This window comes from Mojavia sp. (assembly GCF_059505145.1).
This window is the reverse complement of sequence record NZ_JCACKA010000036.1, coordinates 34,573-47,204: the sequence shown is the minus strand read 5'-3', so window position 1 is coordinate 47,204 and position 12,632 is coordinate 34,573. Positions and strand designations below refer to the sequence as shown.

Sequence of the window (12,632 nt, the reverse complement as noted above, 5' to 3'; positions counted from 1 at the left end):
AAATTTTAAATTGGCGCGTGTCTTCGCAAAAGAAAATTTTCGCATCCCTTGTTGATTCGCACTTTTGTAGACAAAATGGCGCTTACACAGTTCTCAAGTCAAACTAGATAGCTGAATTATGGCGATTATCTCCTCGAAAAAACAGCCTCAAGAACCCAATGGAGAATCAAAGCAGCAAAAGGAGTCGGCAAAAGCCTCTCCCAATCAAGACCTTTTGCAAGCCGAAGCTGCTATTGATGAACAAGGTAAGCAAGAAGAGAGTATTCGACCGCAGCGATTTGCGGATTACATTGGGCAAAAAGACTTAAAAGATGTGCTAGATATTGCCATCAAAGCAGCCAAGTCACGAGGTGAAGTGCTGGATCATTTGCTACTCTACGGGCCGCCAGGATTGGGTAAAACCACAATGGCAATGATTTTAGCATCGGAGATGGGGGTAAACTATAAAATTACTAGTGCGCCAGCACTAGAACGTCCACGGGATATTGTAGGGCTACTGGTGAACATAAAACCAGGGGATATTCTCTTTGTGGATGAAATTCATCGCCTCTCACGGATGACCGAGGAAATTCTTTATCCGGCGATGGAAGATTATCGCTTAGATATTACCATTGGCAAAGGTTCGAGCGCCCGCATCAGAAGTTTGCCTCTGTCAAAGTTTACCTTAGTGGGAGCGACAACTCGTGTAGGTGCTTTAACTTCACCACTACGCGATCGCTTTGGCTTAGTGCAAAAACTGCGATTTTATGAAGTTGATGAACTCACCCAAATTGTACTCAGAACTGCTCAATTGCTTCAAACCCCAATTACAGAAGATGGTGCTACAGAAATTGCGCGGCGATCGCGGGGAACGCCACGAATTGCCAATAGGTTACTGAAGCGAGTACGTGATTATGCGGAGGTGAAAATATCAGGTGAGATTAATGAAAGCGTTGCAGCGGAAGCATTACAACTATTCCAAGTAGATCCATGCGGTTTAGATTGGACAGACCGCAAAATGTTAAGTGTCATTATTGAACAATTTAATGGTGGGCCAGTAGGATTGGAAACAATTGCTGCCGCTACAGGTGAAGATACCCAAACGATTGAAGAAGTCTATGAACCTTATCTCATGCAGATTGGTTATTTAAGCCGGACTCCCCGCGGCAGGATAGCGACAAAAGCAGCTTATAAGCATTTAGGCTTTACTCCCCCTAATGAACAGTTATCCTTGCTGTGATGATTTTAGATAAAAGTTTAGGGCATAGAGCATGGGGCATAGGGCATGGTGGCAGGGGAGAATGATTAATAGCTGGCTTTTAGAAAATTGGTATTACAAGTACAAATCCTGTACCTTTTTTTCCCAATCCCCAGTCCCCAATGCCCTATGCCCAGCGCCCAATGCCCCATTCCCATTACAGATAGACACAGGTAAAGCCAGATGATTCAGTTAATCAGTATTTTTCTCAGTCTGTTGCTTGTGTTTGGCTGGGGTGAACCAGTCATGGCGCTATCCCAACCGCCTAGTATTACACAAGAACAGTTGGAACAAGGCGATGAGTTAGCTAATCAAGCTTTTGCAGCTACGAATCAAGGTGATTTTGTCACGGCAGAAAGTTACTGGACACAGATAATTGAACAATTTCCTACAAATGCAGGCGCATGGAGTAATCGGGGAAACTCTAGAGTAAGTCAGAACAAGTTACAAGCAGCGCTGACAGATTACAACAAAGCCATAGAACTTGCGCCGAATGTTACCGATTCTTATTTAAATCGCGGTACAGCGTTGGAAGGTTTGGGAAAATGGGAAGATGCGATCGCAGATTACAATCATATTCTAGAACTTGATCCCAAAGATGCCATGGCATATAACAATCGCGGCAATGCCAAAGCAGGTTTGGGAAAATGGGAAGATGCGATCGCAGACTACAAAAAATCCTTTGAAATCGCCCCAAATTTCGCCTTTGCCCGTGCTAACTATGCCCTTGCCCTTTACGAAACAGGACAAATCGACCAAGCAATCCGCGAGATGCGGAATATAGTCCGTAAATATCCTAAATTTGCCGATATGCGTGCCGCCCTCACAGCAACCTACTGGGTAACTGGACAAAAAGGCGAAGCCGAAAGTAACTGGGTAGCCGCAGTCGGACTTGATACCCGCTACAAAGATATCAACTGGGTAACAAATATTCGCCGTTGGCCTCCTAGCATGGTGACTGCTTTGGATAAGTTCTTACAAATCAAGTAGAGGCATTAACTATGACTCATTTTGGTATTCTTAGCCCTGGTGCAGCAACTGGCCCACTCAACACCATGCTTCCCTTGGGGCAGGAACTGCAACGCCGCGGTCATCGCGTCACCCTCTTCGGAACACCCGATACTCAACCAAAGGCACTAGCAGCAGGGATAGAATTCCAATCAATTGGTGAGAAAGATTTTCCCGTGGGCGCAACAGCAGAATCTTTCGTAAAGTTGGGAGAACTCCGTGGGCTGGCTGCATTGCAATATACGATTGATTTACTCAAGCAAGTCTCGGCTATTACGCTCCAAGATGCTCCAGCAGCAATTAAAGCCGCAGGTGTAGAAGCTTTGCTAGTTAACCAAAGTTCTGTGGAGGGAGGGACGATTGCTGATTTTCTCGAAATTCCTTTTGTGACCGTGTGCAGCGCCGTAGTGCTGAATCGAGAACCTAGCATTCCTCCCTTTTTTACCACTTGGAAGTATAGTCCAGCTAGATGGGCACGTTTACGCAACGAACTGGGTTACACGTTGGTGAGCCGTATTGCTAAACCACTTGGAGACTTGATAGATGAGTATCGCCGACAGTGGAAATTACCCTTGTACTCTGCTCTTAATGATGGCTACTCTCAACTGGCTCAAATAAGCAATGCACCTGCTGAGTTTGAATATCCCAGGCAGGAACTACCTCCCTGGTTCCATTTCACAGGAAGCTACCACACTTCAGCTAACCGGGTAGCTGTTCCTTTTCCCTATGAAAAATTGACGGGGAAACCGTTAATTTACGCTTCGATGGGAACATTGCAAAATCGTCTGACTTGGGTTTTTGAGACTATTGCTTCAGCTTGTGAGGGATTGGATGCCCAGTTAGTAATTTCTCTAGGAGGTTCCGCAAAACCCGAATCACTCCCAAACCTGCCAGGAAATCCTTTAGTAGTTGAGTATGCACCTCAATTAGAAGTGCTAGAAAAAGCCACCCTCATGATTATTCATGCGGGCATGAATACGACTATGGAATGTGTAAAGAAAGGAGTGCCAATGGTGGCAATTCCAGTTGCTAATGACCAGCCAGGAGTAGCAGCACGTATCGCTTGGACAGGAGCGGGTGAGTTTGTCACACTCAAGAAATTGACTGTCCCCAGGTTGCGAAATGCTGTAAGGCAGGTGTTGACAGAAAAATCTTATAAACAGAATGCGCTCAGGTTACAAGAAGCTACTCACCGTGCTGGAGGAGTGAGCCGAGCCGCTGATATTATCGAGCAGGCTGTATCTACTGGCAAACCTGTTATATCTGGTCAAGCTTAAAGTCAATGGTTCATCGCACAGATTTTGCTCTTTTGTAGCCAGCACTTTAATACTTAAAACATTCCAAGACTAAAGTCCTAACAACTAATACATCCATCAGAATTAATGCAATGAACTAATAGGCTTATTGCAAAAATCCAAATAATACTAAAAAGAACCACAGATGTACGATGCACATCTAGAATCTTAGAACATGGATCGAGGTGATCAACTCACCAATTCTTGTATCTTTCCTGGGCTTAATTCCTGTACATTACTCAACACTACTGCTGCTCCCGCTTTTTTTAGCGTTTCGGCATAAGCATCACGACGCGTCGCGGTTTCTTGCACATGAGGCGGTAAAACACCTACCCCAATCCAAGTACGTTGTGGATGGAGATTGCGTGCTTTCTCAACTGTGTACATATCAGCTACTGTGTCTCCAACATACAAGACAGTAGGCAAACGATCGCCCTCGGCGCTGCGCTCCGCGCAATCGTACCCTTTCTCTAGTAGGTGAACAGTAGCAAAAAGCCCGGTGGGGTCTGGCTTACCTGGTGCATCCTCCATCGCAATCAATACTGGAGACTGCAAGCCTAAGCGTTTTTCTAAGATATAGTTAGCAGAACCACGAGTTGCACCGCTAAAAAATCCCCAAGCAATTCCAGCTTGTGTCAGGTGTTCTAAGTAGCTAGGTTGTAATAATAAGGGTTCATTACAGATATATCCGGTGAAATTATCAGGATCTGTCCCTCGGTAACGAGATTGAAAAAAACTAACTACATTGTTGTAGTCAATTTGCAGTTGTTCACGGGGCTGTCCTTGAGTTTGAAAGTAACGGTAAATTAATTCTTGGGATGCCTCCCAATCATTATTCCAAATGCCTTCAGACTTCAACTGGTCAATGTCTACTGGTGTGGGACGATAAGCTTGAGCAGTAAAATACTCTACAGTATCCGCGAGCGCTCGACGATAAGAACCACTGACATCACGTACAACACCATCAATATCAAAAACGGCGATCGCACTTGGTAAGAATTGTTTGGTCATAGGATAGGGTATTGGGCATGGGGCATTGGGCATAAGGAATAAAGAAGTTTTTCTCTATTCTCTGTTTCCTATAGCTTTTAGATAAGCATTGAGTTTGGGTAACAATTCATCAAGAATTGGTTTGAATCTGCTTAAAAGAAATTATCTCATCCCTTCATAATCTGCCAAATTTCAATTGCTAGCCTCTCAGCAAGTTTATATACTTCTAAATCCTCAAAATCAGGTCTTCTCACACAACTTGTGCTGAAATAATCCTTATGATTCCCAATGACCCATGCCAATCCCCCATTCCCAATAACTATTTAGCCATCTGGTAAGGTATTGCGTTAAAATAAGCGATCGCTGACTTAGTAAGAATGCCTGGATATTCCCGGAGGTGTGATTGACCAAGTTTATTTTGAAAATTCTTTGGTTGGACGAGAACGTTGCTCTTGCAGTTGATCAAGTTGTAGGCAAAGGCACAAGTCCTTTAACCAAGTACTTTTTCTGGCCAAGAAACGATGCTTGGGAAGAGTTAAAGAAGGAACTCGAATCCAAACATTGGATTAGCGACCTGGATCGTGTTGAGCTACTCAACAAAGCCACAGAAGTGATTAACTACTGGCAAGAGGAAGGCAGAAACCGTCCAATGGCAGAAGCCCAGCTGAAATTTCCAGAAGTTGCCTTTACAGGTAGCGCTTGAAACTGCCCAATTAGCCCCCCTGCTGTTCTACAAGTTGCCACAATTTGATGGTCTTGTCCCTGCTGCCGCTAGCAATCAGTCGTGCATCAGGGCTAACAGCAACGGTAGATACAGAGTCTAAATGTCCAGAGAGAGTAGCAATTTCTTCTGCTGTGCTAACCCTCCAGAGTTTAATTGTCTGATCCCGACTGGCGCTAACCAGCATTTCGCCATCAGCAGTGAAAGCCAAGGCTACAACTGACCAAGAATGGCCTAACAGTGTGGTAATTACCTGACCAGTGTTTACCTGCCATAATTTAATAGTGTTATCGTCGCTACCCGTTGCCAAAATTTTCCCATCGGGACTAAAAGCGATCGTTAAAACCGCCCATGCATGACCTGAAAAGATTCCTAACAAGGTGCAGTCTGGGCGGTTTTCAAATTCTTCGCTGCTGATTAATCGAGAGATGTCCTCTGTTGCTTCAAATTCTGTATTCCGGCTAGATTTCAGCAACATATTTGTTGTAGGTAGTTGCCACAGGCGAATTGTTCTATCAAAACTCGTGCTGGCCAAAATCCGTCCTTGAGAAGTAAATGCTACTGAATTCACCTGTAAATGGTGTCCGGTAAGAGTAAAAATTTCTTTACCAGTATTGACATCCCAGAGTTTAACTGTCTTATCCCAACTGCCACTAGCAAGAATCTGCCCGTCAGGACTGAAAGCCACTGCTTTTACAGCGTGTGAGTGTCCTATGAGGGTCAAATCTTCCTGGAATCTATTAATATCCCACAATTTGATAGTTTTATCGTCGCTAGCCGTTGCTAGTATATTGCCATCAGGACTGTAGGCAAGTGATTTCACCGCTTGGGAATGTCCTGATAGGGTGGCTAGCACTTTTTGAGTATTTAAATCCCATATTCTGATGAGTTTGTCATCATTGCCACTGGCTAAAGTTTTACCATCAGGGCTGAAGGTAAGGGCATTTATCCCAGCAGTGCTAGGAAGCCCAATTAATGTATGTATGCATTGCCACGGGGAATTGTGGATGTGGAATTTTGAACCGCCGATAAACGCAGATGCACGCAGATAATTATCCGAATTGATCGTTGGGTAATTATATGTATCTGCAATCCCCATTGCTTGCATAACTTCATCAGCCGATTGAAAACGTCGGCTGACCGAATTTTGCAGCAGCTTGTTAAGGATTTGTGTCAGGCGATTGCTGATGCTATTTGGCAGAAAATCTTGCCAAGCCCAGCAATCATTAGCCACATCAAATAAATCAAAGGGAGGAATCTGGGCTAGTAGGGAAATGCAAGTTACACCCAGACTGTAAAGATCGCTGGCGAAAATTGCTTTTCCTCTTACTTGTTCGGGTGCAATATATTCTGGGCTACCGATGCAGTTTTCAGTTGTTAACTGGTCAATTTCATTGGCAAGTTTAGCTGCACCAAAATCAACTAAAACTAAATCTCCAGAGGATTTGCGAATAATATTTTCTGGTTTAATATCGCGGTGAATAATGTTGCGATCGCTAATAAATTTCAGAACTGGTAATAAATTTGCTAAAAGTTGCCAAATTTGATTTTCACTAAAAGTTCCTTCATCTTCCAATAGAGTAACTAAATTACTGCCTGCGATAAACTCGTGTACTAAGTAGTAGTGGGTATTTTCTTGGAAGTGTTCCAGTAAAGCAGGAATTTGAGGATGTTGACCTACTACTTTTAGCTGTTGCGCCTTTTGTACAAAGGTTTCTGGTGTTTGATTTTGGCGTGACAATTGTTGCACAACACAAGGAACTGGGGGAAATTGATTTTCATCTACAGCGAGGTAGGTTTTGCAGAATCCCCCTTTGCCAATCAGCTGAAGTAAACGATAACGGTTTTGTATCAGCATTTTCCTGCCAAAGTTATCAGCCAGATTAGATTCAGAACTTACGCACTCAGATCCCCCAACCCCCTTAGAAAGGGGCAGCCCTGCGCCCTTGCGGGTTAAGCGACTCCCTCAGTGGCGTGGCTTTAGACGTTCCCCCCTTTTTAAGGGGGGATCGGGGTTTCAGGCTTGAGTGCGTAAGTCCTAAGATTTAACATAAATGTAGTAATACTAATTTCGATATAACTGTAGCTTTCTTACGTCCTCATCTTTCTGCTAGTTACCGTCCAATACTCTCGATGGGGGCAGGTTAAGGTAGGTAAATCATGAACACCACACCCAGAAAATCAAAATTCCCTCAGCTAAAAGCAAAACAGAACTGAACAATGGTGACCACAGCAACACCCGCAGAAATGAGAGTCTTACTTGAGAACATTAGCTGGCAGACATTCAAAACTATGCTGGCTGAGATGGGTTCAGAACGCAAAAATAGACTTGCTTATGACAATGGCACAATAGAAATTATGACTCCACTCATGCCGCACGAAAACTCAAACCGTCTCATTGAGGTTTTTGTTGGTGTACTGTGCGAAGAGTTGGGATTGGAAATTAAAAGGACTGGATCTCTGACATTAACGCGGGATGATTTAGAACGTGGGGGAGAGCCAGATAGCAGCTACTACATCCAAAACGAATTTTTAGTTAGAGACAAGGAAAATATAGACTTGGCTTCTGACCCACCCCCAGACCTTGTGCTAGAGGTCGAATACTCCAGATCTAAAATCGACAAGTTGCAGCTTTATGCCTCAATGGGAATTCCTGAATTTTGGCGCTACAACGGCAGTGTGTTGCAAATTTATAGACTTGAAGGTGGACAATATTTAGAAGTCCAAGTTAGCCCTATCTTTACGTCTGTAGCAGTGAGGGAAATTCCTCGATTTATTCAAGAGAGTAAACAGAATGGAGAAATCACTACAACCCGTGCTTTTCGCACTTGGGTTAAGGGGCAAATTTCTGGTTCAGTCAAGGAGTAAGGCTGTTAGGTTGATACTCTCCTGTGCTTAAAATTCATTATTTAATCAAAAAAACTAGCGATCGCATACGTAATACAGTGTTTTTTAGATAATTACAGTATCAGCACTTTAGTGCTTTTTGATTGCTAAAGTGCTAACTACCTACAAACTAATCAGTTCTGTTGATGTTACTTATCTACAGGAAAATCAACAACTATTGGCGGAAAACTGCTTTGTCCGTTTGGTTGAGTTTTGACTACTGGTTGTGGATGCAAAGGTGTTGGTAATGCCTCACCTTGCTTGCCAGTTTGATTCCATAAAATCATTGATAGTAGCCCATCTACCAAGCCGTTAGTGCTGCCATTACTACCACCAACAAGGATATCTGGAATTAGACGAACATTGCGATCGCCGATAATTTGCATTAGCTGCATTGCGGTATAACCTTGTGTTCCCAAGGCTTCCACACCAGTACGGTAGGTTTCAGCTTTGGCATTACCTGTGGCCCGAATACCTTCAGCTTCAGCAATTGCTCGCAGTTTTGTAGCCTCTGCTTCACCGTTAGCGTGCTTAATTGCTGCTTGCGCTTTTAAGTCGGCAATCTGCACATTCTGCTCTGATTTCACCATTTCTTGCTGAATATCAGCCAGCGCCGTTTCTCTAACGAGTTTTTGCCGTTGAGTTTGCGCTACTTGCTGAACTTCATAAGTCTTGCGCTGTTCTTCAGCAATTTTCCGGTCTGTTTGTGTCTGCATGAGCGTCGCCGGTGGCAGAATATCACCGATTAGGGTGTCGATCGCTTGCACGTCATAAGCCCGCAACGCTATTTTAATATACTCCGCAGCCTCTACTTGGCGTTCGCTCCGGGCAGTAAGAAAATCTAGTACAGTATAATCTTGCGCGGAGTTGCGGAAGTAATTACCAATAGTTGGTTCTAATACATGGTCTACTAAATTTTGCATCGAACCTACGCGAGAAATCACCTTCGGAGCATCCAATGCACCCACATGGATAATTTGCGCTACTTCTAAATCGAAGGCAAACCCGTCGCGCGATCGCACTGTTAAGGAAGCTAGTTGAGCATCATAACTATGGCGTTCAGTGCGACCTGACCAGTTTAAAACTATGTTAGTGGTTGGCACTAATTCAATCTTCATGATCCGCGAATTGATCGGGTGCTTCCCAGGATAAAGTGGTTCCACCCACACACCCTTATGTCCTTGATTAACCAAGTTTCCATGGGTAAAGGCTGCACCGCTGACATCTTCTTGGGCTTTACCCACGAAAGAAATTACTACCCCCACATATCCAATGGGAATTTCTGTCATCGGCACTTGCTCAACCTGGACAAACCAAGGATTCAAGTTCCAAGAACCAGAAAGCAATATCTGCTCTTGCAAACCCCTTCGTCCACCACCATCAATGAATTTCTGACCACTCTGGAAGTTATCGTGTCCAGGAATTATTGGGCCTGCAAGCTCACCAGCCGGAATTGGCAGACCATCGAGCGTAGTAACGATGCCAACTTTGTCAGAGTTAACACTGTACACCCGCAAATGTTCTGGATTCATGCCATGACCAGTGGCATTCGACGCCATGATGACTTTAAACAGGGCGGTGTTGATGCGGTACGTACCAGCCGTGAGAAAACCCATCTGACGACCTTTTTCCCCACCTTGGGTAAGGAATTTTCGGGCATCTTGGAAATTATCACAATCAACGATTTTGCCTAAAATGCGTTCTGGCGGGTTGGATGCACCATCTGCTGCCACAATCAAGGCAATTTCACCTTGGGGTACAACGACTACATGCTCCTTGCGAACCGAGTATTGCCAAGGCCAATAGCCCCAATGCCAGCCAGGAGCCAGAGTATCTGCCTGCAAGCCAGCTTCACCGTTCAAGGCAATCAGCCTTCCTGCTGGCAGTCCGCGCCCAGATAAGGTAAATTTTCTAACTACAATGCCAACTTCACGTTCGCCAATAACCACCAGTCCGCCAAAGAACAGTGGGACAAATATGACTACACCACCCACCAAAATAATCGGGATGAGTCCCCCAGGTGACAGTTGCATTGCCTGATATTGAGTACTGTTGGTTGGTAACTGGGCAATGATGGGTTTTGTCTGTACAGATGGGACTGATACTGAGGCGATATCTTTTGTTGTAAATGTTTTTACGTCTTTTACATTAGTAGCACTAGCACAATTCACACTGCTAGCTATTGCTAATGCTGCTACTACAGATCCGGCAAAACGACCTAATTTATTTTGTTTCCGCTTACCAAGGGAAGTTGAAGAACTTTTCATAAATTGTGCCCTTTTGGGCAACTAATTATCTAAATTAACACTTCACTTGGACTGGACTAAATTTCTTAAACTTGGTGTAATTTTTTTAGCAATATAAATAAATATTATTTAGGGTGGGCTATTTGTCCACCCTAAAAAGTTGAAGCACAGTAGAAAATTTTAGACCAAACCGCCAGCTGCTTGAAACCGAGCGCGGGCGCGTTTGAAGGCTTGGGTCGCCTGGATTTGTGCTTGGCGATCGCCTGGTGTCACCTGATTGAGACGTGTTTGTGCTTGGCTGTAAGCAGTACGAGCTTCTTCTAAGTTAATGGTATCGCCACGTTCAGCGCCGTTCACCAGGATTGTGACTTCATCTTGTTCAACTTCAGCAAAACCGCCTAAAAGGGCGATCGCTTGCCAATCCTGATTTTTGCTGGCACGTACTCGCAGCACACCAGTATCTAGAGCAGTCAAAAGTGGTGCGTGTCCACTCAGGATACCTAACTGACCAGTAGTGCTAGGCAAAACTACTTCTTCAGCTTGGGCATCCCACACTGTTTTATCTGGAGAAACTACACGAACGGTTAGTGTCATATATGATGTGTCAGTTGTCAGTTGTCGGTTGTCAGTAGTCAGTCGCCAGTTGTTCAAAACTATTGACCACTAACTACTGACGACTAACGAATTAGCCTTTGATTTTTTCAGCTTTGGCGATCGCTTCGTTAATATCGCCCACCAAGTAGAAAGCTTGTTCTGGTAAAGCATCTAACTCACCAGACAGAATCATTTGGAATCCTTTGATGGTGTCTTCCAACTTGACATACTTACCAGGAGAGCCAGTAAATACTTCTGCCACAAAGAACGGCTGGGACAAGAAGCGCTCAACCTTCCGCGCTCTTGCTACGGTGAGACGGTCTTCTTCAGATAATTCATCTAAACCAAGAATGGCGATGATGTCTTGGAGTTCTTTATAACGTTGCAGAGTTGCCTGTACAGCACGGGCAGTGCTGTAGTGTTCATCACCAACAATGCTGGGCTGCAACATGGTAGAGGTTGAGCCTAATGGATCAACTGCGGGATAAATTCCCTTAGATGCCAAGCCACGAGACAACACTGTTGTCCCATCCAAGTGAGCGAAGGTGGTTGCAGGCGCGGGGTCAGTCAAGTCGTCCGCAGGTACGTACACTGCCTGAATCGAAGTAATTGAACCCTCTGTAGTCGAGGTAATCCGCTCTTGTAATGCACCCACGTCGGTTCCTAGTGTGGGCTGATATCCCACAGCAGAAGGCATCCGACCCAATAGCGCGGACACTTCAGAACCTGCTTGTACGAACCGGAAGATGTTGTCAACAAACAGGAGTACGTCCTGCTTATTTGCATCACGGAAGTATTCTGCCATTGTCAAGCCAGACAGACCTACCCGCATTCTAGCTCCGGGTGGTTCGTTCATCTGACCGTACACTAGAGCAATCTTCGACTCGTTGAGGTTATCATTGTTGATTACCCCAGATTCAATCATTTCATTGTAGAGGTCATTGCCTTCACGGGTACGCTCACCCACGCCAGCAAAAACGGATACTCCACCGTGCTGAGTAGCGATGTTGTTGATCAACTCCATCATGATCACGGTCTTACCAACACCTGCACCACCGAACAGACCAATCTTACCGCCGCGTCGATAGGGAGTTAGAAGGTCAACAACTTTAATCCCAGTTTCAAAAACGGAAGGTTTGGTTTCTAGTTCAGTGAATTTAGGAGCATCGCGGTGGATAGGTAAAGTTGCCTCAGCATTTACAGGCCCTCTATTATCTACGGGTTCGCCAAGGACGTTGAAAATCCGACCCAAGGTGGCTTTACCAACTGGCACGTTAATCGGAGCGCCAGTATCGACCACTTCCAGACCACGCACTAAGCCATCGGTGGAGCTCATCGCAACAGCCCGCACCTGGTTGTCGCCCAGCAGTTGCTGTACTTCGACGGTCAGGTTGATTTCCTGTCCAGCTTCGTTGGAGCCTTTGATGGTCAAAGCGTTGTAGATTTGCGGCAATTTCCCGCCGGGAAACTTAACGTCTACAACCGGACCAATGATTTGAGTAATGTAACCGATGTTTGTTTTTTCTGCGGTGGTGACCATGCTGAGCCTAATGATTGAAGCTATATTTCAGATAGGGTCGTAGAAGACATAATATGAAGTAATGTCACCTTTCAGATTAACACTGAACGACCCCACTCTCCGCCATAAATTGATC

The 12,632-nt window shown here is 44.8% G+C and carries 10 protein-coding genes; 5 read left to right on the top strand and 5 right to left on the bottom strand.

Annotated elements, in window-relative coordinates; genetic code table 11:
* The first annotated feature begins 118 nt into the window (after positions 1-118).
* The 3 genes from ruvB to AC5JL8_RS06510 all read left to right on the top strand — a co-directional run bounded on the left by ruvB (position 119) and on the right by AC5JL8_RS06510 (position 3,522).
* Entirely contained in the window at positions 119-1,219 is a 1,101-nt protein-coding gene (ruvB, locus tag AC5JL8_RS06520; RefSeq protein WP_495878969.1) for a Holliday junction branch migration DNA helicase RuvB, read from the top strand.
* A 201-nt stretch (positions 1,220-1,420) separates the two neighbouring features.
* The gene (locus AC5JL8_RS06515; RefSeq protein ID WP_495878968.1) at positions 1,421-2,227 is read left to right on the top strand and encodes a tetratricopeptide repeat protein; all 807 of its coding nucleotides are present in this window, start codon (positions 1,421-1,423) and stop codon (positions 2,225-2,227) included.
* A gap of 11 nt (positions 2,228-2,238) precedes the next feature.
* On the top strand, positions 2,239-3,522 hold the full coding sequence (locus AC5JL8_RS06510; RefSeq protein ID WP_495878967.1) for a glycosyltransferase: 1,284 nt from the start codon (positions 2,239-2,241) through the stop codon (positions 3,520-3,522).
* Between the two features lie 207 nt (positions 3,523-3,729).
* Here the strand turns inward: AC5JL8_RS06510 and AC5JL8_RS06505 are convergent, their stop codons facing one another.
* Positions 3,730-4,551 carry a TIGR01548 family HAD-type hydrolase gene (locus tag AC5JL8_RS06505; protein WP_495878966.1) on the bottom strand — a complete coding sequence of 274 codons (822 nt, stop codon included), beginning with the start codon at positions 4,549-4,551 and terminating at the stop codon, positions 3,730-3,732.
* A 382-nt stretch (positions 4,552-4,933) separates the two neighbouring features.
* On the opposite strand from AC5JL8_RS06505, the gene AC5JL8_RS06500 reads away from it, so the two are divergent.
* Entirely contained in the window at positions 4,934-5,233 is a 300-nt protein-coding gene (locus AC5JL8_RS06500; protein ID WP_045870192.1) for a 30S ribosomal protein PSRP-3, read from the top strand.
* Between the two features lie 10 nt (positions 5,234-5,243).
* Here the strand turns inward: AC5JL8_RS06500 and AC5JL8_RS06495 are convergent, their stop codons facing one another.
* On the bottom strand, positions 5,244-7,109 hold the full coding sequence (locus AC5JL8_RS06495; RefSeq protein ID WP_495878965.1) for a protein kinase domain-containing protein: 1,866 nt from the start codon (positions 7,107-7,109) through the stop codon (positions 5,244-5,246).
* Positions 7,110-7,471: 362 nt separating this feature from the next.
* On the opposite strand from AC5JL8_RS06495, the gene AC5JL8_RS06490 reads away from it, so the two are divergent.
* Positions 7,472-8,119, top strand: a complete 648-nt coding sequence (locus AC5JL8_RS06490; RefSeq protein ID WP_495878964.1) for a Uma2 family endonuclease — start codon at positions 7,472-7,474, stop codon at positions 8,117-8,119.
* Positions 8,120-8,286: 167 nt separating this feature from the next.
* Here the strand turns inward: AC5JL8_RS06490 and AC5JL8_RS06485 are convergent, their stop codons facing one another.
* The 3 genes from AC5JL8_RS06485 to atpD form a co-directional block, all read right to left on the bottom strand.
* Positions 8,287-10,404: an SPFH domain-containing protein gene (locus tag AC5JL8_RS06485; protein WP_495878963.1), complete on the bottom strand. Its 2,118-nt coding sequence runs from the start codon at positions 10,402-10,404 to the stop codon at positions 8,287-8,289.
* A 159-nt stretch (positions 10,405-10,563) separates the two neighbouring features.
* Positions 10,564-10,977 carry an ATP synthase F1 subunit epsilon gene (gene atpC / locus AC5JL8_RS06480; protein ID WP_495878962.1) on the bottom strand — a complete coding sequence of 138 codons (414 nt, stop codon included), beginning with the start codon at positions 10,975-10,977 and terminating at the stop codon, positions 10,564-10,566.
* A 91-nt stretch (positions 10,978-11,068) separates the two neighbouring features.
* On the bottom strand, positions 11,069-12,517 hold the full coding sequence (gene atpD, locus AC5JL8_RS06475; RefSeq protein WP_495878961.1) for a F0F1 ATP synthase subunit beta: 1,449 nt from the start codon (positions 12,515-12,517) through the stop codon (positions 11,069-11,071).
* Positions 12,518-12,632 lie beyond the last annotated feature (115 nt).